General features: G+C 59.0%; 20 protein-coding genes, 4 tRNA genes and 4 pseudogenes. 17 read left to right on the top strand and 11 right to left on the bottom strand.

Annotated elements, in window-relative coordinates; translation table 11 throughout:
- Nucleotides 1–25 precede the first annotated feature (25 nt).
- From ACXPVS_RS18165 to ACXPVS_RS18135, 7 genes and pseudogenes are all read left to right on the top strand, one after another.
- A pseudogene (locus tag ACXPVS_RS18165) lies at nt 26–741 on the top strand (AMP-binding protein); the annotation flags it as partial.
- Between the two features lie 32 nt (nt 742–773).
- Entirely contained in the window at nt 774–1,217 is a 444-nt protein-coding gene (locus tag ACXPVS_RS18160; protein WP_438661994.1) for a hotdog fold thioesterase, read from the top strand.
- A gap of 103 nt (nt 1,218–1,320) precedes the next feature.
- Nucleotides 1,321–2,127 (top strand): alpha/beta fold hydrolase, encoded by an 807-nt coding sequence (locus tag ACXPVS_RS18155; RefSeq protein WP_458511153.1) that lies wholly within the window; start codon nt 1,321–1,323, stop codon nt 2,125–2,127.
- Nucleotides 2,124–2,978, top strand: coding sequence for an alpha/beta hydrolase (locus tag ACXPVS_RS18150; protein ID WP_458511152.1), 855 nt, complete (start codon nt 2,124–2,126; stop codon nt 2,976–2,978). The genes ACXPVS_RS18155 and ACXPVS_RS18150 overlap by 4 nt, the downstream gene beginning before the upstream one ends.
- 50 nt (nt 2,979–3,028) lie before the next feature.
- Nucleotides 3,029–3,307: pseudogene (locus tag ACXPVS_RS18145) on the top strand (glutathione S-transferase N-terminal domain-containing protein); the annotation flags it as partial.
- Nucleotides 3,308–3,393: 86 nt separating this feature from the next.
- Nucleotides 3,394–4,200, top strand: a complete 807-nt coding sequence (locus ACXPVS_RS18140; RefSeq protein ID WP_458511151.1) for a DUF4892 domain-containing protein — start codon at nt 3,394–3,396, stop codon at nt 4,198–4,200.
- A gap of 69 nt (nt 4,201–4,269) precedes the next feature.
- Nucleotides 4,270–5,325 (top strand): AI-2E family transporter, encoded by a 1,056-nt coding sequence (locus ACXPVS_RS18135; protein WP_458511150.1) that lies wholly within the window; start codon nt 4,270–4,272, stop codon nt 5,323–5,325.
- Between the two features lie 142 nt (nt 5,326–5,467).
- Here ACXPVS_RS18135 and ACXPVS_RS18130 read toward each other — a convergent pair.
- The 3 genes and pseudogenes from ACXPVS_RS18130 to ACXPVS_RS18120 form a co-directional block, all read right to left on the bottom strand.
- A pseudogene (locus ACXPVS_RS18130) lies at nt 5,468–5,668 on the bottom strand (histidine kinase); the annotation flags it as partial.
- A gap of 112 nt (nt 5,669–5,780) precedes the next feature.
- Complete coding sequence (locus ACXPVS_RS18125) at nt 5,781–6,830, bottom strand: sensor histidine kinase (RefSeq protein WP_458511149.1); 1,050 nt, start codon at nt 6,828–6,830, stop codon at nt 5,781–5,783.
- Nucleotides 6,830–7,588 (bottom strand): response regulator, encoded by a 759-nt coding sequence (locus tag ACXPVS_RS18120; RefSeq protein ID WP_458511148.1) that lies wholly within the window; start codon nt 7,586–7,588, stop codon nt 6,830–6,832. Before ACXPVS_RS18120 ends, ACXPVS_RS18125 begins: the two co-directional genes overlap by 1 nt.
- 293 nt (nt 7,589–7,881) lie before the next feature.
- Between ACXPVS_RS18120 and pyrF the strand changes: the two genes are divergently transcribed.
- A complete protein-coding gene (gene pyrF, locus ACXPVS_RS18115) occupies nt 7,882–8,580 on the top strand; it encodes an orotidine-5'-phosphate decarboxylase (RefSeq protein ID WP_458511147.1) in 699 nt (232 codons plus the stop codon).
- Nucleotides 8,581–8,653: 73 nt separating this feature from the next.
- Here pyrF and ACXPVS_RS18110 read toward each other — a convergent pair whose 3' ends face one another.
- On the bottom strand, nt 8,654–9,658 hold the full coding sequence (locus ACXPVS_RS18110) for an NADP-dependent oxidoreductase (RefSeq protein ID WP_458511146.1): 1,005 nt from the start codon (nt 9,656–9,658) through the stop codon (nt 8,654–8,656).
- 233 nt (nt 9,659–9,891) lie between these two features.
- Between ACXPVS_RS18110 and ACXPVS_RS18105 the strand changes: the two genes are divergently transcribed.
- The 4 genes and pseudogenes from ACXPVS_RS18105 (at nt 9,892) to ACXPVS_RS18090 (ending at nt 14,300) form a co-directional block, all read left to right on the top strand.
- A complete protein-coding gene (locus ACXPVS_RS18105; RefSeq protein ID WP_458511145.1) occupies nt 9,892–10,653 on the top strand; it encodes an SDR family oxidoreductase in 762 nt (253 codons plus the stop codon).
- A 182-nt stretch (nt 10,654–10,835) separates the two neighbouring features.
- Entirely contained in the window at nt 10,836–12,227 is a 1,392-nt protein-coding gene (locus ACXPVS_RS18100; protein ID WP_458511144.1) for an aminotransferase-like domain-containing protein, read from the top strand.
- Nucleotides 12,228–12,335: 108 nt separating this feature from the next.
- Nucleotides 12,336–13,439 (top strand): annotated as a pseudogene (locus tag ACXPVS_RS18095) (HAMP domain-containing protein); the annotation flags it as partial.
- On the top strand, nt 13,419–14,300 hold the full coding sequence (locus ACXPVS_RS18090; protein ID WP_458511207.1) for a methyl-accepting chemotaxis protein: 882 nt from the start codon (nt 13,419–13,421) through the stop codon (nt 14,298–14,300). The pseudogene ACXPVS_RS18095 and the gene ACXPVS_RS18090, both read left to right, overlap by 21 nt.
- A 163-nt stretch (nt 14,301–14,463) precedes the next feature.
- Here the strand turns inward: ACXPVS_RS18090 and ACXPVS_RS18085 are convergent, their stop codons facing one another.
- Nucleotides 14,464–15,222 carry a hypothetical protein gene (locus ACXPVS_RS18085; RefSeq protein ID WP_458511143.1) on the bottom strand — a complete coding sequence of 253 codons (759 nt, stop codon included), beginning with the start codon at nt 15,220–15,222 and terminating at the stop codon, nt 14,464–14,466.
- Nucleotides 15,223–15,615: 393 nt separating this feature from the next.
- Here ACXPVS_RS18085 and ACXPVS_RS18080 point away from each other — a divergent pair.
- The 4 genes from ACXPVS_RS18080 to ACXPVS_RS18065 all read left to right on the top strand — a co-directional run bounded on the left by ACXPVS_RS18080 (nt 15,616) and on the right by ACXPVS_RS18065 (nt 16,029).
- A tRNA-Glu gene (locus tag ACXPVS_RS18080) sits at nt 15,616–15,691 on the top strand.
- A 2-nt stretch (nt 15,692–15,693) separates the two neighbouring features.
- A tRNA-Gly gene (locus tag ACXPVS_RS18075) sits at nt 15,694–15,769 on the top strand.
- Between the two features lie 105 nt (nt 15,770–15,874).
- Nucleotides 15,875–15,950: transfer RNA gene (locus ACXPVS_RS18070), tRNA-Glu, on the top strand.
- Nucleotides 15,951–15,953: 3 nt separating this feature from the next.
- A tRNA-Gly gene (locus tag ACXPVS_RS18065) sits at nt 15,954–16,029 on the top strand.
- Nucleotides 16,030–16,133: 104 nt separating this feature from the next.
- Here ACXPVS_RS18065 and ACXPVS_RS18060 read toward each other — a convergent pair.
- The 4 genes from ACXPVS_RS18060 to ACXPVS_RS18045 form a co-directional block, all read right to left on the bottom strand.
- A complete protein-coding gene (locus ACXPVS_RS18060; RefSeq protein ID WP_458511142.1) occupies nt 16,134–17,873 on the bottom strand; it encodes a dipeptidase in 1,740 nt (579 codons plus the stop codon).
- 199 nt (nt 17,874–18,072) lie between these two features.
- Nucleotides 18,073–18,708 carry a LysE family translocator gene (locus ACXPVS_RS18055; protein WP_458511141.1) on the bottom strand — a complete coding sequence of 212 codons (636 nt, stop codon included), beginning with the start codon at nt 18,706–18,708 and terminating at the stop codon, nt 18,073–18,075.
- Between the two features lies 1 nt (nt 18,709).
- Complete coding sequence (locus ACXPVS_RS18050; protein WP_458511140.1) at nt 18,710–19,480, bottom strand: 2OG-Fe(II) oxygenase; 771 nt, start codon at nt 19,478–19,480, stop codon at nt 18,710–18,712.
- A gap of 92 nt (nt 19,481–19,572) precedes the next feature.
- Entirely contained in the window at nt 19,573–20,199 is a 627-nt protein-coding gene (locus ACXPVS_RS18045) for an alanyl-tRNA editing protein (protein ID WP_458511139.1), read from the bottom strand.
- 91 nt (nt 20,200–20,290) lie between these two features.
- Here ACXPVS_RS18045 and ACXPVS_RS18040 point away from each other — a divergent pair, with 91 nt between their 5' ends.
- The gene (locus ACXPVS_RS18040; protein ID WP_458511138.1) at nt 20,291–21,289 is read left to right on the top strand and encodes a LysR substrate-binding domain-containing protein; all 999 of its coding nucleotides are present in this window, start codon (nt 20,291–20,293) and stop codon (nt 21,287–21,289) included.
- Between the two features lie 63 nt (nt 21,290–21,352).
- Here ACXPVS_RS18040 and ACXPVS_RS18035 read toward each other — a convergent pair whose 3' ends face one another.
- Together ACXPVS_RS18035 and ACXPVS_RS18030 are read right to left on the bottom strand one after the other, a co-directional pair.
- Nucleotides 21,353–21,760 (bottom strand): PA2817 family protein, encoded by a 408-nt coding sequence (locus tag ACXPVS_RS18035; RefSeq protein ID WP_458511137.1) that lies wholly within the window; start codon nt 21,758–21,760, stop codon nt 21,353–21,355.
- Nucleotides 21,761–21,846: 86 nt separating this feature from the next.
- A complete protein-coding gene (locus tag ACXPVS_RS18030) occupies nt 21,847–24,294 on the bottom strand; it encodes an acyl-CoA dehydrogenase (protein WP_458511136.1) in 2,448 nt (815 codons plus the stop codon).
- Between the last annotated feature and the right edge of the window lie 87 nt (nt 24,295–24,381).

Genomic DNA, 24,381 nt, shown 5'->3' with positions numbered 1-24,381 from the left:
TGCGCGAGGCCCGTCATCCCCGCCAGCGGACTGGATCATCGCCGACCTGGCGGTCTGGATGGCGGGCCATGTGTCGGTGCCGCTCTATCCGAACCTCACCGCAGACTCTGTGGCCCGGGTTCTTGAACACTCCGAAGCGGCCCTGGTTTTCATCGGCAAACTCGATGATTGGCCTGATATGGCTGTTGGCGTCCGCGCCGATCTGCCGACAATCAACCTGCCGTTGCATCCGCTTGGTACTTTCGCCTACAGCTGGGCCGACCTGCAAAAGAGCTCACCGATCCAGGACGATCCCACGCCATCCGCCGATCATCGGCAAGCGGGTCGGCCATAAAGTCCTGGTCGGACTTGGGCTGGATGCCTTGCGCATTGCCCTGTCCGGCGCCGCGCCAGTGCCGCAGACCTTGCTGCTGTGGTACCGCAAGCTGGGACTGGATGTGCTGGCGGTCTAGGGCATGACCGAAAACTGCGGCTATTCGCACGTTTGCCTGTCGGGCCAGAACAAACCCGGCTGGATCGGCAAGCCCTGCCCGGAGGTCGAGGAGCGGATCGCTGAGTCGGACGAGGTTATGGTGCGTAGCGGCGCGCCTGCATTCAAGCCTGGAAAAACGCCGTTGGGCGGTGGAAAACGGCTTTCTGACGCCGACCCTGAAGATCAAGCGCAACGTGATCGAAGCCGCCTACGGTGCCCGCTTCGAAGAATGGAGCGAGCGCAGCGAGGCGGTGCTGTGGCAGGATTGAGTCACGAATAAAACCAACAAAGGAAAGCAACAATGAGTCTGTGGCGTACCACTCCCAACGTCGAGCAGTTGAACGCAATCCAGAAAAACACCATCGGCGAAGTACTGGATATTCGCTTCGAAGCCTTCGACGAAGAATCGCTGACCGCGAGCATGGTCATCGACCATCGCACTCACCAGCCTTACGGCTTGCTGCACGGCGGCGCCTCGGTGGTGCTGGCCGAAACGGTCGGCTCGATGGCCAGTTACCTGTGCATCGACGCCAGCAAATTTTACTGCGTGGGCCTGGAAATCAACGCCAACCATTTGCGCGGCTTGCGCAGCGGACGGGTCACGGCGGTGGCCAAGCCGATTCACATTGGCCGCACGACGCATGTCTGGGATATCCGTTTGACCAGCGATGAGGGGAAGGCTAGCTGTGTGTCTCGGTTGACCATGGCGGTGGTGCCATTGGGTGAGAATCCGCCGGGACGTTGATCTTCGCGACACCTCCTACCACCATTCCTGGCAGTTATGGTCATTGCTGTAGGACGTCGTCTTACGGACAATCCACCCTTGTTTTCGTTGATGGATCATCGGTATGTCGCAACAGATATTTTTCGCCCACGCCAACGGTTTTCCCTCGGGCACCTACGGCAAATTGTTCGCGGCGCTGGCGCCCGAGTATCAGGTGACGCATCTGCATCAGCACGCCCATGACCCGCGTTTCCCGGCGGACGACAACTGGTACAACCTGGTCGACGAGCTGATTCATCACCTCAAGCAACAATCGGAGCCTGTGTGGGGAGTCGGCCATTCCTTCGGAGGCGTGTTGCATCTGCACGCGGCGTTGCGGTGCCCCGAACTCTATCGCGGCGTGGTGATGCTTGATTCGCCGGTGCTGACCCGCGCTGATCAATGGGTGATCCGCGCCGCCAAACGTTTCGGTTTTATCGATCGCCTGACCCCGGCCGGCCGTACGTTGGGACGTCGCGAAGAGTTCACCGACCTGGAGGCGGCCCGACTCTATTTCGCTGGCAAAACCCTGTTTCGCAGTTTCGACCCGGAATGCTTTGACGCTTACCTGCAACACGGCTTGCACAAGGTGGGCGACAGATTGCGCCTGCGCTTCGATCCGGCCACGGAAATCAGTATCTACCGTGGCGTGCCGCACACCAGTCCCGGCCGCACACGGCAACTGAAAGTGCCGCTGGCGGTGGTTCGGGGGCACAAGAGCCGGGTGGTGATGCGCCATCACGCAAGCCTCGTGGGACGCTTGCCGCTGGGCGAGTCCCTGACGATGCCAGGTGGCCACATGTTTCCCCTCGAACGTCCCCAGGACACGGCCACGCTGCTGAAAAACCTGCTCAGCCGTTGGGAAGGTCGCCGCCAACAGGATTGCGCATGAGCAACGTCGTTGAAGAAGTTCGTCTGAGCCTGCCGCATATCGAGTTGGCAGCGCACTTGTTCGGCCCCGAAGATGGCATGCCGGTGATCGCTTTGCATGGCTGGCTGGACAACGCCAACAGCTTCGCCCGGTTGGCGCCGAAGCTCAAAGGTTTGCGCATCATCGCGCTGGACATGGCCGGTCACGGTCATTCCGGGCATCGGCCGGCCGGTGCCGGTTACGCACTGTGGGACTACGCCCATGACGTGCTGCAAGTGGCCGAGCAATTGGGTTGGAAGCGCTTCGGTCTGCTGGGGCATTCCATGGGCGCGATTGTTTCGCTGGTGCTGGCCGGTTCGTTACCGGAACGCGTGACCCATCTGGCGTTGATCGACGGCATCATTCCTCCTACAGACAAAGGCGAAAACGCTGCCGAGCGGATGGGCATGGCCCTGCAAGCGCAGCTGAATTTGGGCGCGAAGCGCAAACCGGTCTACAACACCCTCGACCGGGCCATCGAGGCGCGCATGAAAGGCTTGGTCGCGGTCAGTCGCGAAGCTGCAGAACTGCTGGCCCAGCGTGGATTGATGCCGGTGCCGGGTGGTTATACCTGGCGCACCGATAACCGTCTGACCTTACCGTCGCCGCTGCGTCTGACCTCCGAACAGGCGATGGCCTTCGTCCAGCGAGTCAGTTGCCCTGCAAAACTGGTGGTGGCTGCCGACGGTATGCTTGCCAAACATCCCGAGTTGCTGGAGCGTCTACCCTTTAGCCGTGAACAGCTGCCTGGCGGCCATCATTTACACCTGAATGACGAACCCGGCGCCGACTTTGTCGCAGACTGTTTCAATCGGTTTTTCACCGTTCCTTGACTTGCGCCGGGCAACTGTCGAGGCTGGGCGAGTTGAAATGGGAGACAACCATGATAGATCTCTACACCGCTGCGACTCCGAATGGCCACAAGGTCTCTATCGTGCTCGAGGAACTCGGCCTGCCCTACACGGTGCACGCCTTGAGTTTCGACAAAAAGGAACAGAAGTCCGAGGGCTTCTTCAAGATCAATCCCAATGGCCGGATTCCGGCGATTGTCGATCGCACCAACGGCGGTTTCGCCGTGTTTGAATCCGGCGCGATCCTGAGGTACCTGGCTGAACCGAGCGGCAAACTGCTGCCAAAAGACCCCAAGGGGCGTCCGGCGGTACAGCGCGGTTTGCGGGTGTCTGAGCGCATCGATGACGTCAGTACCATCAAGGGTGCCCAGGCCATGCTGATCCGATGAGTCTATCCATGCGTTCATTCAGTTTGCTGGCGCTGTGTTGCTTCAGTCCCCTGTTATTTGCCGACGATGTCCCGGGCAGTCAGGACTTGCCGATCGTGCCGCGTATGGCCGATGCGCAGATCGTCGACTATCGTCCGGTCGCGGAGCTTGAGCGAATTTTCCCACTGGGTTCGGTGCGCAAAATCAGCGGCCAGTTACGCTTTGACGGCCAGGTCAGTGTTCGAGGGCAAGCCACGTCGGTGACCTACGAGTTGCCACTGGAGCACTCCGCCACCGAGGCCTTCACCTCCGCTCGTGAAGCCTTGCAGAAGCAGGGCGCCCAATTGCTGTTCTGGTGCCAGGCCCGGGATTGCGGCGAAAGTAGCCTGTGGGCCAATGAGGTCTTCGACAATCCCAAGCTTTATGGCGCTGATAGTCAGCAAGCGTATTTGCTGTTGCGCCTGGCGGCCCCACAGGACAACACGCTGGTGGCGCTTTACAGCATCACGCGCGGCAATCGTAAAGCTTATCTGCACGTTGAACAGTTTGACTCCGCCGCGCCGCTGGGTGATTTGCTGCCGACGTCTGCAACCTTGCTTCGAGAGCTCAAAAGCACCGGTGAACTTGATCTCCCCACATTGACCGGCGATCCTGACGATACCTGGCTACGCCTGATCTCTCGTGGGCTGAACCTGGACACCACGTTGCGGGTCAGTATTTCCGGGGCGAAGGCCGAAGCTTGGCGTCAGGCACTGATCGGGCAGGGTGTGCGTACCGCCAGGATGGAAGCGGGGGGCGTCGAGGGCGCTGGCTTGCACATCGAACTGTTGCGATAAGCTTTATCAGGCGAACGTACACCCTACGTTCGCCTACTCTTTTGCGAACTGACTTTTTTCGAGATTTAGATGATCAATAACGATCGGCTGTTGGTGCAGATCCTGCTCCTGGTGCTGTTTGGCGCGAGCTTCTGGGTGATGGCGCCATTCTGGTCGGCGCTGTTCTGGGGCGCGGTGCTGGCGTTTGCCAGCTGGCCGCTGATGCGTTTGCTGACGCGTTTGCTTAATGGTCGCGAATCTTTGGCGGCAGCCGTGCTGACGCTGGGCTGGATGTTGCTGGTGGCGTTGCCGTTGGTCTGGCTGGGGTTCAACCTCGCGGACCATGTGCGCGATGCCACGGCGTTCATCAAGGATGTGCAGGTCGCCGGGCTGCCGGAAGCGCCGACCTGGCTGGGGGGTATTCCCTTGGTGGGCGAGCGACTGGTGGGGGTCTGGAACAGCATCGATCAGCAGGGTGCGGCGATGATACTGGCGGTCAAACCTTATCTGGGTCAGGTCGGCAATTGGTTGCTGGCGCGCAGTGCGCAGATTGGCGGCGGGATTCTCGAGCTGACGTTGAGTATCGTCTTTGTGTTCTTTTTCTACCGTGACGGGCCGCGTCTGGCGGCGTTTATTCACGGGTTGCTGGAACGTCTGATTGGTGACCGTGCCGGCTATTACATTGAATTGGTGGCGGGCACGGTGCAGCGGGTGGTGAACGGCGTGATCGGGACGGCGGCGGCCCAGGCGGTTCTGGCGTTGATCGGGTTTATGATTGCCGGGGTGCCCGGGGCGCTGGTGCTGGGGATCATTACGTTTTTGTTGAGCCTGATTCCCATGGGGCCGCCGCTGGTGTGGATTCCGGCCACGGCCTGGCTGGCCTGGAAGGGCGAGTACGGGATGGCGGTGTTTCTCGGAGTTTGGGGGATGTTCATCATCAGTGGCGTCGACAACGTGCTCAAACCGTACCTGATCAGTCGGGGCGGTAATTTGCCATTGGTGATTGTCCTGCTCGGGGTGTTTGGCGGGTTGATCGCCTTTGGGTTTATTGGTTTGTTTATCGGCCCGACGTTGTTGGCGGTGGCCTACAGCCTGCTGAACGACTGGAGCAAGAGTCAGGCCCGGATCGAGGATCGCCGGCCCTGAGTCGGTATGAACGCGCGATGACCTGAAGCCCACTGAACCTGAGAAGGTCAGTGGGTTTTTCGTTCGGGCTCAAGGCCACTTTGCGGGCAAGGACTCAGGTCGCGACGTTCAGGTACTTGCCCACGGTCGCCACGTTGTCGAGCGAGTACTGCTTGCTCAGGCTGATCAGCAGGCCGTCGTCGGTTTTCTGCGACAGGGCGCTCTTGAGTTCATCTTGATCGACTGCGCCGTCACTGTTGCTGTCGAGTTTGGTGAGCAATTCTTTCTGAAATTGCTGGCTGCGGGCGGTGCTGGTGGTACTGCTGCTGGTATAGCTTGTATAACTGCTGACGCTACCGATCATTGCGCTCACTCCTTGGAATGGATAACCGGTGGGTGCACCGGCTTATGCAGCCTCATGGGGTAAGTTGTCGTGGGTATATGGGGTTTGTACCGAACGGCACACAGAGCGGTCATCAGGCTCGGGGCAGGCGAATCACCGCTGTCAGACCGCCGCCGGGAGTTTCTTCCAGGCTCAACTGCCCACCCAGTCGTTCGGCCGCCTCGCGGGCGATGGTCATGCCCAGTCCGACGCCACCGGAGTTGCGGTTGCGCGATCCTTCCAGACGAAAGAATGGCTCGAACACGGCTTCACGTTTATCCGCCGCAATACCCGGCCCATGATCGATGACCCGGATCACCAGGGTTTCGCGTGTGTCTTCAAGCGTAATCATTGTCTGCCCGGCATAACGCAGGGCATTGTCCAGCAGGTTGTTGATGCACGAACGCAAAGCCATCGGCTGCACGTGCAACGGCGCGCAGTGGCCGCGGGTGAGAACATCGGCGCCCTGGTCCTGGGCGTTTTCACTCAGGGACTCGACCAGCGCCTGCACATCCATCCATTGCACCACTTCACTGGTCCGCTGTTCATGCAGGTAAGTGAGGGTGGCGTCGAGCATGTTGATCATGTCGTCCAGATCCTGACGCATCTGGCCTTGCAGTTTGTTGTCGTCGATCTGCTCCAGTCGCAGCTTGAGTCGCGACAGCGGCGTGCGCAGGTCGTGGGAGACGGCGCCAAGCATCCGCGAGCGTTGCTGCACTTGTTCACGAATGCGTTGCTGCATCTTGTTGAAGGTGTGTGCCGCTTGCCGTGCTTCCCGTGGGCCGGACTCATCCAGAGGCGGGCTATCAAGGTTTTCGCTCAGACGCTCGGCCGCATCGCTCAAGCGCTGGATCGGCCGGCTCAGCAGTTTGGCACCGTACCAGGCGGCGATGATCAGCGAGACCAGTTGAAAGGTCAGCGGCACCAAGGGGCCGCCGAACCACGGCCGCGGTGGCCGATTTCCCACGCGCGGGTCCATCGGCGGGCGCTGTGCGTCGACGTTTTCGGAAAACCCCGGCGGCGGAGGGGGCGGTGGCGGGCCGTAATAGTGAAACCAGAAAAACGCCAACAAGTGCGCCAGGAGGATCGCCACCAGCAGCATGCCAAACAGGCGGCCAAAGAGCGTATCGAAGCGCGCACGCATCAGCCGATGTCTCTGGCGTCGAACAGGTAACCCTCACCGCGAACGGTCTTGATCAACTGCGGGGCTTTGGGGTCATCACCGAGTTTCTGGCGTAGGCGCGAGACCAGCAAGTCGATGCTGCGATCAAAGGCTTCGATCGAGCGACCGCGAGCGGCATCCAGCAGTTGTTCGCGGCTGAGTACCCGGCGAGGACGTTCGATGAACACCCACAGCAAACGGAATTCGGCGTTGGACAACGGCACCACCAGGCCGTCAGCGGCGATCAATTGGCGCAGCACGCTGTTCAGGCGCCAGTTGTCGAAACGGATGTTCGTCCGTTGTTCGGTGCGATCGTCGCGTACCCGGCGCAGGATCGTCTGGATGCGCGCCACCAATTCTCGCGGCTCGAACGGCTTGGCCATGTAGTCGTCGGCCCCCAGTTCCAGGCCGATGATCCGGTCGGTGGGTTCGCAGCGGGCAGTGAGCATCAGAATCGGGATGTCCGATTCGGCGCGTAGCCAGCGGCACAGTGACAAACCGTCTTCGCCAGGCAGCATCAGGTCGAGCACCACCACGTCAAAATGCTCCGCTTGCAGCGCCAGGCGCATCGCGACGCCATCGGTGACGCCGCTGGCGTGAATGTTGAACCGGGCCAGATAGTCGATCATCAGCTCGCGGATCGGGACGTCATCGTCGACGATCAGGGCGCGAATGCTCCAGCGTTTGTCGTCGCTGGGCGCTTTTTGATCGTCGTTCACTGGTGCGTGGAGGTTGTGCATGCGTGCGTTCATCTGCCAAGTAGGCTGCCAACCACAAAGATGGGCTGCGAGGTTGTGGTTTCAGCATAGGCATCCTGCTAGGAGGCGGGAAGTGCTGTAAGGACGTGTTGCGGGTGCCGAAGGTAACGTTGGAGGGTGTTGCAGGCGTGTCATATGTGTATCCGACTCGACACAATTGGCGCAAGGACTAGTCTTGCTTGAGCCGCCTCGACGAATTACCGATCATCGGGTCCCGCAGAGGCGCTGGTTCCGCTACAATGCGCGCCGATTTCGACCTGCCTGAGAGCCCACTCATGTCCGCCTGCCAGACTCCTATCATCGTCGCCCTGGATTTCCCCACCCGTGACGCCGCACTGAAGCTGGCCGATCAGTTGGACCCGAAGCTGTGCCGGGTCAAAGTCGGTAAAGAATTGTTCACCAGCTGCGCTTCGGAAATCGTGGGCACCCTGCGTGACAAGGGGTTCGAAGTGTTTCTGGACCTCAAGTTCCATGACATCCCGAACACCACCGCCATGGCCGTCAAGGCGGCGGCGGAGATGGGCGTGTGGATGGTCAACGTGCACTGCTCCGGTGGTTTGCGCATGATGGCCGCGTGCCGCGAAGTGCTTGACCAGCGTACCGGTCCGAAACCACTGCTGATCGGCGTGACCGTGCTGACCAGCATGGAACGTGAAGACCTGGCGGGTATCGGTCTGGATATCGAGCCGCAGGAGCAGGTGTTGCGCCTGGCCGCGTTGGCGGAAAAAGCCGGGATGGACGGTCTGGTTTGTTCGGCTATGGAAGCCCAGGCCCTGAAATCGGCGCACCCGTCGCTGCAACTGGTGACCCCGGGGATTCGTCCGACGGGCAGCGCCCAGGACGATCAGCGCCGCATTCTGACCCCGCGTCAGGCGCTGGATGCCGGTTCCGATTATCTGGTGATCGGCCGTCCGATCAGCCAGGCCGCGGATCCGGCCAAGGCGTTGGCCGCCGTAGTCGCCGAACTCGCGTGAGCAAACGCTGAAGATCAAAGATGTGGGAGCGAGCAAGCTCCCACATTGGTTTGTGGTGCATTGAAATATCGGGTTAAACCTTCAGCACCAACTTCCCGAAATTCTCGCCGCTGAACAACTTCATCAGCGTCTCCGGGAACGTCTCCAGGCCTTCAACAATATCTTCCTTGCTTTTGAGTTGCCCCTTGGCCATCCAGACGGCCATTTCCTGTCCGGCGGCGGCGAATTGAGCGGCATAATCCATCACCACAAAACCTTCCATCCGTGCGCGGTTGACCAGCAGCGCCAGGTAGTTGGCCGGGCCTTTGACCGCTTCCTTGTTGTTGTACTGGCTGATGGCGCCACAGATCACCACCCGCGCCTTCATGTTCAGACGGCTGAGCACCGCGTCGAGGATATCGCCGCCGACGTTATCGAAATACACATCGACACCTTTCGGACATTCGCGCTTGAGGCCGGCGTGGACGTCTTCGTTTTTGTAATCGATGGCACCGTCAAAACCCAGTTCGTCGATCAGGAACTGGCACTTGTCTGCGCCCCCGGCAATGCCGACTACCCGGCAACCTTTGATCTTGGCGATCTGCCCGGCAATGCTGCCGACCGCACCGGCCGCGCCTGACAGCACCACGGTGTCACCAGCCTTTGGCGCGCCGACATCGAGCAGGGCGAAATAAGCGGTCATCCCGGTCATGCCCAGCGCCGACAGATATCGCGGTAGCGGGGCCAGTTTCGGATCGACCTTGTAGAAACCTCGTGGCTCGCCGAGGAAGTAATCCTGCACACCCAAGGCGCCGTTGACGTAGTCCCCGACCGCGAAGCCCGGATTATTCGAGGCAACGACTTTGCCTACGCCCAATGCGCGCATCACTTCGCCGATACCGACCGGTGGGATGTAGGACTTGCCCTCGTTCATCCAGCCACGCATGGCCGGGTCCAGGGACAGGTATTCGTTTTTGACCAGGATCTGACCCGCAGCCGGTTCGCCAACCGGTACTTCTTGATAGGTGAAGGTCTCGCGGGTCGCCGCGCCCACAGGACGTTTGGCGAGCAGGAACTGGCGATTGGTCTGGGTAGTCATGACAGGCACTCAAGATGAATGAAGACTTGTTGATAGACCTTCATGAACGATGCCGCAAGTGTGGCTGATGCGGCGAATGCATATCGATCCAGTGCAGTGATAGTCGAACCGGCGGTTTTATCACTGTCACTCATGGGCACCCAACTGGCCTTCTGATAGTGCTGCCGCGCCGCAGACCCTTGTGGCTAGATTGCGAACACGCGATCCCCGCATCTTTTCTTCGAGGCATAACAATGAGCATGACGTTTTCTGGCCAGGTCGCCGTTGTCACGGGCGCCGCTAATGGCATTGGTCGCGCGACCGCCCAGGCATTTGCCGCTGAAGGCTTGAAAGTGGTAGTGGCCGACCTGGACGTGGCCGGTGGCGAGGACACAGTGGCGCTGATTCGTACCGCTGGCGGTGACGCCACCTTCGTGCGCTGCAACGTCACGCTGGAAAGCGATGTAAAAAATCTGATGGACGAGGTGGTCAATGCCTACGGCCGTCTCGACTATGCCTTCAACAACGCGGGTATCGAGATCGAGAGAGGCAAGTTGGCCGAAGGCACGGTCGATGAGTTCGACGCGATCATGGGTGTCAACGTCAAAGGCGTCTGGTTGTGCATGAAGTACCAGTTGCCATTGCTGTTGGTCCAGGGTGGCGGTGCAATCGTTAACACCGCTTCGGTCGCCGGCCTCGGGGCCGCGCCGAAGATGAGCATTTACGCGGCGTCGAAACATGCGGTGATCGGCTTGACCAAATCGGCGGCCATCGAATACGCCAAGAAAAAGATTCGGGTGAACGCGGTGTGTCCGGCAGTGATCGACACCGACATGTTCCGCCGTGCCTATGATGCCGACCCGAAGAAAGGCGAGTTCGCCAATGCCATGCACCCCGTCGGGCGCATCGGCAAGGTCGAGGAAATTGCCAGTGCGGTGTTGTACCTGTGCTGCGACGGCGCAGCGTTCACCACGGGGCATTCACTGGCGGTGGACGGTGGCGTTACGGCGTTCTGAAGCCAGGCACTGCAACGTAGGAAAAAACCCGCATTTGTGCGGGTTTTTTCGGTTCCTTAGAGGCGCCAGACAATGTGTTTCAAATGGTTAGAAACGGTGGTTTTATCGGCGTTTTCGCACAGCTGATCGAGCGCTCCTGTGATTAACTGTTTTCCGCAAAACGGACAGGAGTTTGCTTGCTCATGGAGTTGAGAATCGATCGACAGGCATTGGTGCCGGTCGTACAGCAAATCGTCGACGCGCTAGCCTGCTGGCTTTGCCGTGGCGAGGTGCCGCCGGGGACGCGTTTGCCTTCTGTGCGGCAAATCGCCCGGATCAATTTGCTCAGTCAGTCCAGCGTCGTTGAGGCCTGTGAGCGTCTGGTGGCTCAAGGGGTGCTGGCGTCGCGTCATGGCGCCGGTTTCATGGTCGCCATGCCAGCGCTGGTCGCTCAGGGGCAACAGGATTGCCCTTGGTTTGAGGGGGCAGCAATGCAGCAGGGCGGCACTTCGGGCGAACTCAAACTGGGGTGTGGCGGACTACCCGAGAGCTGGCGCGAAACTGACGACCTGAGCTACGCGATCCGTCACGTCAGTCGTACCGACATGACCGGGCTGTTCAACTACAGCACGCCGCTGGGCCTGCCAGCCTTGCGCCAGCAGATCCACAAACGCCTGAAACATCTGGATATCGTGGTCGAGGAAAGCCAGATTCTGACAACGGCGGGGGCCAGTCAGGGGCTGGACCTGATCGTGCGGACCTTGTTCAAACCGGGCGATTGTGTGGTGGTGGAGAGTCCCGGTTATTCCTTGCTGTTCGATTTGTTCAGGCTGCACGGTATCAACATGATCGAGGTGCCGCGAACCCCGCACGGACCGGACATTGAAGTGCTTGAGGCACTTCTGGTTAAACACAGGCCCTGCGGGATCTTTATCAATAGCTTCCATCACAATCCCACTGGGAGCAGCCTGGCGCCGGCGGTTGCGCAGCGGGTTGTGCAACTGGCCAATACCTATGGCCTTCTGGTAATCGAAGACGATGTCTATGCGGACTTTCACAGTGGACCCGGTGCGCGCCTCGCTGCGTTGGGTATCGATGACAACGTGATCTACGTCGGCAGCTACTCCAAAACCCTCAGCAGTTCGTTGCGGGTCGGTTTTGTAGTGGCCGGCGCCGGGGTTATTTCGCGGCTGGCCGAAGTCAAGATGATCAGCAGTATGGGCGCTTCACCTTTTTGCGAGTCGGTGCTGGCAAGCCTTTTAGCCAGCGGTGCCTACCGCAAACTGGTTCAGCGCCAGCGCCAGCGTTTGAGCAATGACAGGGACGCTGCGTTGCAAGTGCTTGAAGACGCCGAGTGGGAGGTCTTCGGCAAACCGGTCGGGGGACTGTTTATCTGGGCGCGATCGCAGGTGTCCGACTACGCTCAGGTGCGGACACTGGCACAGCACTTTGGTGTGCTGTTGTCTTCTGCGACGGCATTCAGTCCCACCGCAGAGGTCAGTGACTGGCAGCGTATCAATGTGGCCTATGCCTGTGATCCGCGAGCCCGGGCGTTTTTTCAAGCCACCGCTCTGGATCGACCTCAAACGTTCTGAAAGCGACGTGAGCGTAGCTTTTTGCCATTATTCCGACGCCAGAGACTTGTGTTGATACAGGCCCATTGCGAATCTGCGTCAACAGACTATGTCAGGGGACTAAGTGCAATGATTTCGGCCGTGCAAGGACGTTTTGCCAACCTCGGTATGGCGAAAAAACTGGGTGTCGGGTTTGTACTGGTGCTGCTGTTGACAGCCTTGGTAGCGGCCATCGGCGTATGGTCTCTGCAAACCATCAGCCAGCGCTTCGACGGGCTCAAGCAGATGTCGTCGCTCAACAGCGGTTTGCTCAAGGTGAGACTGCTCGAGCAGGAATACGCCTTGCAGGGCAACCCGAAAACCGCTGATGCGCTGCGCGAGGGCGTTGACGGCCTGATCGCTCTGGCGACCCAACTGAAAGCGGCGTCTGCGGCTAACGTGCCGGTGATGAATGACGTCGAGCAGTCCCTAGGGGCTTACCGCAAGGCCTTCGACGAGTTCGTCTCGCTCAGCCAGGCCAAGGACCTGGCGCTGGAGATGGCCAGTTGGTCGGTGTCCAGCGTGGCCAACAACCTCGACGTGTTGCAGGCCGGGCTGGCCGATGACGGGGCATATACCTTGAAGGAGTCCGAAGGCAAGGACGGTGGGCAGTTTATCGAACAGGCCAATCAGGTCAGCCAGGTGTCGCGGTTGATGTTGCAAGCCATGAGCGAGGCGCGTGTGCGCCTGGACCTGAGCCGCAAGGGCGACGACAGCGCAGGGCAGGGCAAGATCGAGCAGGCCGACCAGGCACTGACCCAGGCCGGGCAGCTGAAAACCACGGTCAAGGATGAGGGTTACCAGACAGTCCTCAACGAAGTGGTCGGACACATTGGCGGATTCAGCGAAAAACTCGCTGAATACACCGACCTGCTGGCGCAGGAAAAAACCGTTTATGAGCAACTCCATCAGCGCGCCGCTCAGGTGGTGGCGCGGGTGGATCAGGCCTATGTCGCTGAAGACCAGTCGATGCAGGCGGAGCTGAAAAAGAACTCACTGCTGATCATCGGTTCCTCGGCGCTGGCGCTGCTGGTCGGGCTGATTGCGGCCTGGGTGATTACCCGGTTGATTGTGGCACCGTTGCGCAGTGTGATCCGTGTTGCTCAACAGATTGCCTCTGGCGATTTGAGTGCGACGGTTGACGTGACCCGTCGTGATGAGATCGGGCAACTGATGCAGGCCATGCAGCAGATGGGCGCGGGACTTAGCAGCATTGTCAGCGGTTTGCAGGCGGGTATCGAACAGTTGGCCAGTTCAGCGCAGTCACTGTCGGCGGTGACCGAGCAGACCAATCTTGAAGTCAGCAGCCAGAAGGAAGAAACCGAACAGGTCGCTACCGCGATGAATCAGATGACCGCCACCGTGCACGACGTTGCGCGCAATGCGGAGGAGGCGGCTCAGGCGGCGCAGACAGCGGACGGCAAGGTTGAAACTGGCCAGCAGGTGGTGCGTCAGAGCATGGCACGGATCGAGCAGTTGGCAGATTCCGCCACCTCGGCCAGTTCGAGCATCGAAAGTCTGAGTGCGGAAATCCAGAACATTGGCACCGTGCTGAGCGTCATCAAGAGTGTGGCCGAGCAGACCAATCTATTGGCCCTCAATGCCGCGATCGAGGCGGCTAGAGCTGGCGAGCAGGGGCGGGGCTTTGCGGTGGTGGCCGATGAAGTGCGGGCCCTGGCCAAGCGAACTCAACAATCGACCGAGGAGATTGAACGACTGGTGAGCGCCTTGCGCTCGGCGGCTCAGTCTTCTGTTCAGCAGATTCAGAACAGTGGCGAGCTGGTGAAGCTGGCGGTGAGTGATGCGTTGCAGACGGAGAGTGCGCTGGGGAGTATTGCAGCGGCAGTGTCTTTGATTCAGCAGATGAACCAGCAGATTGCAGCGGCTGCCGAGGAGCAGAGTTCAGTGGCCGAGGAGATTAACCGCAGTGTCACGAGTATTCGGGCCAGCGCGGATCAGTCTTCGTTGGCGATGCAGGGGAATGCGGCTTCCAGTATTGAGTTGGCGCAGCTGGGGGGCGAGTTGAAGGGGATGGTAGGACACTTTCGGCTCTGATTTTTGATTGGCTACCTATCCGTTGCTGCGGTAACGGCCACTTAGGGTTTCGCCCTTACGGGAGGCGACCTTCCGGCCGGCCTGTCTTTCCTGGGTGTACACGCCAAACTCGACGCAAAAAAGAGCCACCTGTTCAGGTGGCTCTTTTTTCTGTTTTCTTTGATCAGTCGTAGATCACTTTTTTCTTCCAGTCCGCATCGGCCTCGACGTCTTTGAGGCCTTCGGTTAGCTGGTTAATTTCGCCATCAGCCGGGGTGATGTTGTCCATGACTTGTGCGTTGGCGCGGGCCAGGAGTTTTTCCAGGTATTCCAGCTGTTCGGCGTAGAGCTGAGGTTCCTGTTGTTTGCGCAGGTATTGCACGCCGCGTTCGAATGCCAGGCGAGCCTGGCCGGGCTGGTTCTGTTGCAGAGCGTGCTGGCCAAGGTTGTTGAAGAACTCGATGTGCAGCAGGACCAGGATGTGGCGAACTTCGCGGATCCAGCGTTTGGCTTCGTTGGTTGGCAGGAAGCCGTCTTGTGCGGCGCGAGTGATTTGGCCGTGCAGGGCTTCGAGCAAGAAGCGTACGTCTTTGGCTTTGGCTTCGGTCTGGATCGGTGCAGGGGGGTTGTTGACCGGGATCGATTCGCCCTGACCAACCAGGGCGTTCAGCTCGCCAATCCGTGCCTTGAGGTTGGCGCTGGTTTTTTCCAGATTGAGCAGGCGTTGGCACACGTTCAATTCCAGACGGGCCAACAGCAGCTTGAGTGCCGGTGTCATCAATTGGCCGGGAAAGGTCTCGGTGATTTCGCCGCAACGACGCAGACGATCGTTGAGCTCAACGTTGGTGCGGGCCTTTTCCAGCTTATTGTTTTCCACCACATGGTTCATGTAGCCAATGGCGATCAATAGTGCGATCCCGGCTACGACTAGCAGGGTGATCATGAGTGGTGTCACCGGTAAGACCTCTTTATGGGGTTCGCGTGCGAGTGTAGTGGCTTGGCATTGGGACGCATAGCGCCGCTCGGCGAGTTGAATCGGCTACTGCACTGCCTGTATCGGCCGCGTTCCTGCTTATATAAGTAATAGTGTGCGAGGTGCACATTGCCATCATCCTTGGCGTGGGTGGACTATAACGTCTTGGCGGGTGTCAGAATATAGGCGTCAAACCCCGGGCGACGGAAAAGCTGGATTAGTGTCTCAAAGCAGGGCGAAGTCATTGATTTAAATAAATTTATATCAGGGGGTTGACGCCCCTTCAATCCATCCATAGAATGCGCGCCACTTACAGCGTAAAGCACACAGCGAAACGCGGTAGGCAGTGAATGTTGTACGTGTGTCCCCTTCGTCTAGTGGCCTAGGACACCGCCCTTTCACGGCGGTAACAGGGGTTCGAGTCCCCTAGGGGACGCCAATGCGGGAATAGCTCAGTTGGTAGAGCACGACCTTGCCAAGGTCGGGGTCGCGAGTTCGAGTCTCGTTTCCCGCTCCAATTTTAAACAGCGTTGCTTTCGGGCAGGGCTGAGTGAAACCAGAACCGGTATCTTCGGATGCGGATTTGGGCACTGAAATACACACCATGTGTTTCAGTTAGCGTGTCCCCTTCGTCTAGTGGCCTAGGACACCGCCCTTTCACGGCGGTAACAGGGGTTCGAGTCCCCTAGGGGACGCCATTTGCGGGAATAGCTCAGTTGGTAGAGCACGACCTTGCCAAGGTCGGGGTCGCGAGTTCGAGTCTCGTTTCCCGCTCCATATTTAACGAAAACGCCGCTCAGCAATGAGCGGCGTTTTTGTTTGTGTTGCATTCGAGACGATCAAAGAGTCGGACCCGCCAAAATAGCGGGTCCGAATGGGGGTCAGAGCTTCGGCAACTGCCCAATACGGCCCATCATTTCGGTCACGATCTGCAGATCCAGCAGGAACTGGTCGACGGTCTTGAACTCGTTGTCAGTGTGGCCGGTGTACTTTTCCTCGGGCCTGGCCAGGCCGAACTGCACACCATTGGGCAGTTCATGGACCGAGGTGGCGCCCGCGGAAGTACCGAACGCGTGCTCCATGCCAAGGTTTTCGCTGGCCACGGCCAGCAGGGCCTTGACCCATTCACCCTCAGGGTTGCGGTACATCGGCTCGGCGATCGAGTAGTCGAAGGCCACCGCAACGTGGGTCTTCTTGCTCCAGGCGCCAAGCTTTTCGGCGATTTCGGCCTTCAGCACTTCGGGGGACTTGCCCTTCGGCACCCGCAGGTTGACCGCGAGCTTGAAGGTTTTCTCATCCATCCCGACATAGGTCAGGGAAGTGGTCAGCGGCCCCATGAAGGTATCGGAAAAGCCGACCGCCAATTTGCCGCCCAGGTAGTCCAGTCCCCAGTTGTCGGCAGCGTAGCGAGCAGCATCGGTAATGTGGTTGTGCTTGAGCGCAACTTTTCCGTCAAGGCTGTTGATAAAGCCCAGCATCCTGGCCACTGGGTTGACGCCTGACTCGGGCTCGGAGGAGTGGGCCGAAACGCCGGTGACCGTCAACTTGACGTCCTTGCCGACGACCTTGGCGGTTACCTCGAAGTTGCCGCCATTGCGCTTGGAATAATCGCTCCCTGCCTTCTGCAGGCTGGCGGCCAAATCAGCAGGCTTCTCGCTCAAAAGGGTGGCGACCGATGTTGATGGAATCTGGTTGGTGGCCATGCCGCCCGTCATTGATATGATTTCAGCGCCCTTGCCCTCTGCCTTGCGCTTGGCGAAGCTCGCCATGACAGTGCCGTAGCCTTTCTCGGCAATCACTACCGGGTAGCCACCATCCAGCGCCAGGTTGTAGTGGGGAGTCGGGTTGTTTTCGAAGTAATAGGGGATCGCGTCGCCGGTGGTTTCTTCGGTGGTGTCGACCAGCAGTTTGAAATTCCTGGCCAGTGGCAATTTCTCTTCTTTGATGACCTTCATGGCATAGAGCGACACCACGATGCCATTCTTGTCATCCTCGGTGCCCCGGCCATACATGCGGTCGCCGATCAGAGTGACCTTGAACGGATCAAGTCGGGTGCCGTCTTTGAGGACCCAGTTCTCCGGCGTTACGGGCACCACATCGGCATGCGCGTGAATGCCCACGACTTCATCGCCGCTGCCCTCCAGGGATATCTCATAGACGCGATTGTCGATGTTTCGAAAGTTCAGGTTGAAGGCCTGGGCAAGGTTCTTGATTTTGTCGGCGATCTTGATGAATTCAGGATTGTCGTGCTGGGCAACGCCATCCACACGGAAGGTCGGGATTGCCACCAGCTCGCGCAGGGTCTCGGTGGCAGCATTGCCGTATTTCACCCGTGCATAGAGGCCGAGCAGGCGATGGATCTCGTTCTGCTGTTCTGAGGAAAGGGTCTTGTTGTCGAGAAAGGCACCAATGGCCGGGCCGAGGTCGTCGGTTTTGCCAAGATCGCTTTTGGCCAGTCCACCCAGGAACTGCCTGAAATCCGTTACCGAAGCGTCGCTGAAGGTCTTGAGGATGGCCGCGCTCTGTTGCGGGGTGATGTTTGCATGCGCTGTCAGGGTGAACGACGAAAGGCTGGCCAGTATCAGGGTCGACGCGGCCAGGTGCTTAAGTGAGAAATTCATTGCTGGGGGGGCATTCCTTTGCAGGCGTTTATGAGAGGTTTTTGATCGATGAGACGAGAAGACGTTCCCAAACTAACACCGCAAGTGAGCAGTATGGGAGTCCCTGAAGTGAGATCTGTCGCACAGAAATGCAAAAGCGCCACAGAAACGAAAAACGCCCGCCAGTTGACTGAGCGGGCCTTTTTCATGGGGGCAGGTTTTACATCGACAGAATCAGGCGCCCGGCGAACAGGATCAGAATCACCCCCATGGTGCGTTCGAACCAGTGCCCCATGCGTATAAACAGCAGCCGTACCCGAGCACTGGAAAAGAACAGCGCGACGATCACAAACCACAGCGCATTGACGAAACACATCCAGATTCCGTAAAGCGCCTGGATCTTCAGTGGCGTTGTGGCGCTGATGATGGTGGTGAAGATCGCCAGGAAAAACAGAGTGGCTTTCGGGTTGGTCGCGTTGGTCAGGAAACCGGTGGTAAATGCCTTCAGCAAAGTTTGTTCTACGACCGGTTCGTCAGACTTGTCGCCTTCCAGTACGGTCTTGGGCTTGCTGCGCAACAGGCTGACACCGAGGTACAAAATGTAAGCGCCACCCACCACCTTGGCCACCGTCAGCAGCCAAGGTGTCGTGTGCATCAGGGCGCCGACCCCGAGCAAGGTGTAAAGCACATGCACGGAAATGCCCGCACCGATGCCCAGCGCCGTGCAAATCCCGACCAGTCGACCAAAGCGCACACTCTGACGGATGGTCACTGCGAAGTCCGGTCCGGGGGCAACCACGGCCAGAAAGTGAATAGTCGCCAGCGCCAGGAACTCGCCCAGGTAATTGGAAAGCATCTCAACTCCAGAACGTAAGGGGTGAAGCATTGCCGCGATAGCCGACAAAGAACGAAAGGCTCAAGCGCGGATCAGCCACACCCGGTGTCACCGAGTGCATACAGCGCGAATTGAACATGATGAAATCACCCGGCTCGGGAGGAATCTCCAGGGTCGGCGTCCCGAGCAGAGTCGGATCGATTCCGTAACTGTCGCCACGCATTTCGTCGAACTGGTCCGGGGATATGTCGTGGTCCCACATCTGCAGTGCACCGCCCTCGGAGGGCATGTTCAGGTAAACATTGCAGGCGAACTGCGCTTCCAGGCTTTTGGCCTGGTAACTGTCGGGGGCGTCCTTGGCGAAAATGTCGTGGTGAGCCAGAAAACAGATCCCGGGTTTCACTACTCGGGACAGCCCGACATACATCTTGCGACCGTAGAGATTTTCCAGGTGCGCGCCCGCCGGCCAGGACTCGTCGAGCATGCAGCGCAGGGTGTCGACGGGGGACGAATAGGGCGCACACCGGTTGCGTAATTCAGCAATGTTGCGAGTGGCGCGTTCGAAATAATCTTCGATCAGCAGCGGCTGGTTTTCCGCTTCATAAAATGCCATGCCGATGCGACCGATACTCGGCGCATTGATATAGCCTTCGAAGCCCGGGGCGAGGATCTTGTTGCCAATCTGAATCGCCAGCGGCTTGGGCAGCAAGCCTTTGACGCGGATGGCGAGGACTTCTTCGTTGGCCAGTTTTTTTATGCACGTCTCATCGAGACGCTCGACGTCAAGCATCATGTCTTAGGTCCATCTATCTGATAGTCAACAGAACCCGCGACCGCAGGTTCCCCCAGCGTCAGGCGATGACAGGAACGGCATCGCCCAAATGTTCAATCCACGCTGTAGTGGACCGACAGCGTTCCCTTCTTCAGTGAAAGGGAAGTGATCGTGACCGCGCCCAAATCCTTCAGGCTGCGTACATGGGTGCCGCCGCAGCCGTAGGCGGGCAGTTCACCAAAACCGATTTCCCGGGCGCCTTCACGCATCGACGTCAGGCGCGGCAGACCATTGACGATCCACTGCTCGATGCCGTGCTGAATCATCTCGGCATCAACCTCTTTTGCCGACTCTGCCGGTTTGAATTGCACGCGTCCTTCGCCCGGCCAGTGATGAGCCTTGATCGGCATCCAGCCCATGGCCTGGACGAAGTGGCCGATCAAGTGGCCGGCCGAATGCATGCGTGAATTGAACTGGCGACGTTCTTCGTCGACCCGAATCTGATTCATGCCCGGTTTTACCGGATGGTCGACGAAATGAATGATCCGGTCCGGATCCTGAACCACGCGCAGCACCCGGCTTTCGCCGATCCAACCGGTGTCAAAGGGCTGGCCACCGCCTTGGGGATGAAACAACGTGGCGCGCAGCTCCACGGCAAATTCGTTCTCGTGGGGCGTGCAATCCAGGACTTCCACATCGGCCTTGAGGTCATCACTATGGAAAAAGAGGCGAAGCGTCATATTCCATGCCCTTATTAATAATTCTATTTTTTATTATATGGAGCGTGGAGTTGCGTGATAATCCGTTCAAATATCAAAGGACTGTTGCGCTGTGAGCATAAATCTTCCACTGCCGTTGCTCGGTGAAATGGCAATTTTCGTCAAGGTTGTCGAGACCGGCAGTTTTTCCGAGGCTGCTCGCCAGTTGGGCTCTTCACCCTCGGCGGTCAGTCGCAGCATTTCGCGTCTGGAGAAGGCGCTCGGCACCCGATTGCTGCAGCGAACCACGCGCAAGTTGCGTTTGAGCGACGGTGGCGAAGAGGTGTTCAAGCGTTGCCAGGAGATGGTCAGCGCAGCCAAGTCGGTGATGGAAATCAGCGGTCAGTTCACCCATGAAGCGCAGGGATTGATACGCGTCAGTGTGCCGAAGGCAGTGGGGCGGTTCGTGATTCATCCGCATATGCCGGAGTTTTTGCGTCGCTATCCCAAAGTGGATGTGGAACTGTTGCTTGAGGACCGCCAGGTGGATTTGATCGACGATAACGTTGATCTGGCGATTCGTATTACAGATCGGCCACCGGCTGGACTGGTCGGGCGGCAATTGCTGACCATTGATCATTTGCTCTGTGCAACGCCGCAATACCTGGCCGAACACGGCACCCCGACCCATCCCCATGACTTGCTCAATCACAGCTGCATCTATCTGGGCGAAACGCCGAGCGATGCACGCTGGAAATTCAAGAAAGGCACCAAGGCTGTAACCGTTGGCGTGCGCGGACGTTATGCGGCCAATCACACCGGCGTGCGGTTGGGCGCAGTGTTGCAGCACATCGGGATTGGCAGTCTGCCGTACTTCACCGCACGTTTTGCGCTGGAGCAGGGGCTGATCGTGCAGGTGTTGCCGGACTGGACCTTTCTGGCTTCATACCACGGCGGTGCCTGGTTGCTGCACTCACCAACCCGTTATTTGCCACCGAAGTTACGGGTGTTGATCGACTATCTGGTGGAGTGCCTGGAAAAGGAACCAACGCTGGGCAAGCCGGGCAAGTTGAGCAGTGCGGGCAAGCTCGCGGCGGAGTATGAGTTGCCGGAGAGTGATGGGTTGCTCTGAAGCGAAGATCAAAAAAAGGCCCGCATTTCAACCATGCGGGCCTTTTGCATTTCTGAGCGAGGATCAGTGCTTGCTGTCGTCTTTCGACATCGCCAGTAGCTGTTTTTCCTGGTTCCAGTCGAACGGTTCGTCGTTTTGTTCAGCTTCGAAACGACGTTCTTCCAGCGCCTGGTACAGGTTGATCTCATCGTCGGGCATGTAATGCAGGCAGTCACCGGCGAAGTACCACAGCAGGTCGCGCGGAACCAAGTGGGCGATTTGCGGGTAGCGGGTGATCACCTGGCACAGAATGTCCTGGCCCAGGTATTGGCTTTCGATCGGGTCGACCGGCAGCAACGCACGCAGTTCGTCGAAGCGCTCCAGGAACAAGGCATGGCTTTCTTCGGGAACCTGTTCGGCCTCACCTACGGCGACCAGGATGCTGCGCAGGTGGTCGAGCAAGACAAGATGATCGGCAACGACATTGGACACGAGATAAGTCCTCAAGAGCAAAACGGGCGCGGGAGTATAAAGCGCCCGCGCCTTTTTTGCATGGTAGAGCGGTATGACTTGCCGGATCAGCGGACCTTTCCTTTGCCCAGCACCAGTTCCTTTTTGTCGAAATCATCGACATCAATCACCTTGCGTCGCGCCGCTTCTGCGTCACGCAGGGTTTGCGCTTCCACAGGTTGCAACACGCCAGCCTCAAGCGCTGCATCGATGGCGTGTTCCCCGGCGACCGGTTTGACCTGGCCGCTTTTGAGCGCGACATGAAGCTTTTTCTGCAGCGGTTGCGCGGCACTCAGCAGGTTACACGCATGTTGCAGGGCGCCGACCGGGTCATCAGTGGATTGCGGCCGGTAGCAACCGCCGAGCAACTCTTCCAGGGTTGGATCGCCCTTGGCGCGACCGATCACCGCCGCCACTTCGGCGTCGAGTTTGTCCGATGGACCTTTGTGACGACGACCGAACGGGAACACGATCACCCGCAACAGGCAACCCAACACCTTGTTCGGGAAGTTGCTCAGTAGTTCATCCAGCGCTCGTTCCGACTGCCCCAGACTTTCTTCCATGGCCCAGGTAAACAGAGGTGCCATGTGCTCCGGCGAATCGAGTTCGTGGTAACGCTTGAGTGCGGCGGAGGCGAGGTACATGTTGCTGAGCACATCCCCCAGCCGTGCGGACAGACGTTCGCGTCGTTTCAATTCGCCGCCCAGCAGCATCATGCTCAAGTCGGCGAGCATGGCGAACGCAGCAGCCTGGCGATTGAGCGCGCGGAAGTAACCCTGACTGAGCTTGTCGCCGGGGGCGCGTTCGAAGTGACCGAAACCAAGGTTCAGCACCAGCGTGCTGGCGGCGTTACTCACGGCGAAACCGATGTGCTTGAGCAGCAGGCCGTCAAACTCGGTGAGTGCCTGGTCCTTGTCTTCACGACCGGCGAGGGCCATTTCCTTAAGCACGAATGGATGGCAGCGAATCGCACCCTGACCGAAGATCATCAAGTTGCGCGAGAGAATGTTCGCGCCTTCCACGGTGATGAAAATCGGCGCGCCGTTCCAGCTGCGACCGAGGTAGTTGTTCGGCCCCATGATGATTGCCTTGCCGCCATGAACATCCATGGCGTGGCTGATGCACTCGCGGCCGCGCTCAGTGAGGTGGTACTTGAGAATCGCCGACAGCACCGATGGCTTCTCGCCCAAATCCACCGCATTGGCGGTGAGCATCCGCGCGGCGTCCATCATCCAGGCGTTGCCGCCGATGCGCGCCATCGCTTCCTGAATACCTTCGAAGGCCGACAGTGGGACATTGAATTGTTCACGGACCTGAGCGTACTGGCCGGTCACCAGACTGGTGAACTTGGCGGCGCCGGTGCCGACCGCTGGCAACGAAATCGAACGCCCGACCGACAGGCAGTTCATCAACATCATCCAGCCTTTGCCAAGCATTTCCTGGCCGCCGATGAGGAACTCCAGCGGTACGAACACATCTTTGCCGGAGTTTGGGCCGTTCATGAATGAAGCGCCCAACGGCAAGTGACGGCGGCCGATTTCGACACCGGCGGTATCGGTCGGGATCAATGCCAGACTGATCCCCAGGTCTTCCTCCTCACCCAGCAGGTGATCCGGGTCGTAGGCCTTGAACGCGAGGCCAAGCAGGGTGGCGACAGGGCCAAGTGTGATGTAACGCTTTTCCCAGTTCAGGCGCAGGCCCAAGGTTTCCTTGCCTTCCCATTCACCTTTGCAGATCACCCCGGAGTCGGGCATGGAGCCGGCATCAGAACCGGCCAGTGGGCCGGTCAGTGCGAAGCATGGGATGTCATCGCCGCGCGCCAGCCGTGGCAGGTAGTGGTTGCGCTGCTCGTCGGTACCGTAATGCAACAGCAGTTCGGCCGGGCCTAGGGAGTTGGGGACCATCACGGTAGAGGCAAGATCGCCGCTGCGGGTTGCCAGTTTCATCGCCACTTGGGAGTGGGCATAGGCAGAGAAACCTTTGCCGCCAAACTCCTTGGGAATGATCAGGGCAAAGAAGCCGTTTTCCTTGATGTAGGCCCAGGCTTCGGGAGGCAGGTCCATGGTTTGACCGAGCTGCCAGTCGCTGACCATGGCGCAGAGTTCTTCAGTCGGGCCGTCGATAAAGGCCTGTTCCTCCTCGCTCAGCTGCGCTTTTGGATAGGCCAGCAATTTGTTCCAGTCCGGGCGACCGCTGAACAGTTCTCCATCCCACCAAACCGTGCCGGCATCGATCGCATCGCGTTCGGTTTGCGACATCGGCGGCAGGGTTTTCTGGAACCAGCTGAACAGCGGCGCGCTCAAGTATTTGCGGCGCAAGTCGGGCAACAACAAGGGCGCGGCCACGGCCGCGATCAACACCCAGAAAATCAGCAACAGCCAGCCTGGCGCGCGGCTGAAAACACCCATCGCCACCAGGTAGACGGCAACGATACCCAAGGCAGGCAGTGGAGCGATGCGTCGGTGGGCTAAATAAGCAATCCCGACAACCAGAACCAGTATCCACAACAGCAACATATTTAATCCTCCGTGAAACCAAGGTAAAACCAACTTTCAGAGCTTAGACGGCATCCGCAAAACAGGGTGGTCAGAGTGATGTGATTG

The organism is Pseudomonas sp. Ma2-10, from assembly GCF_054330215.1.
This window is presented reverse-complemented; position numbering and strand designations above follow the sequence as displayed.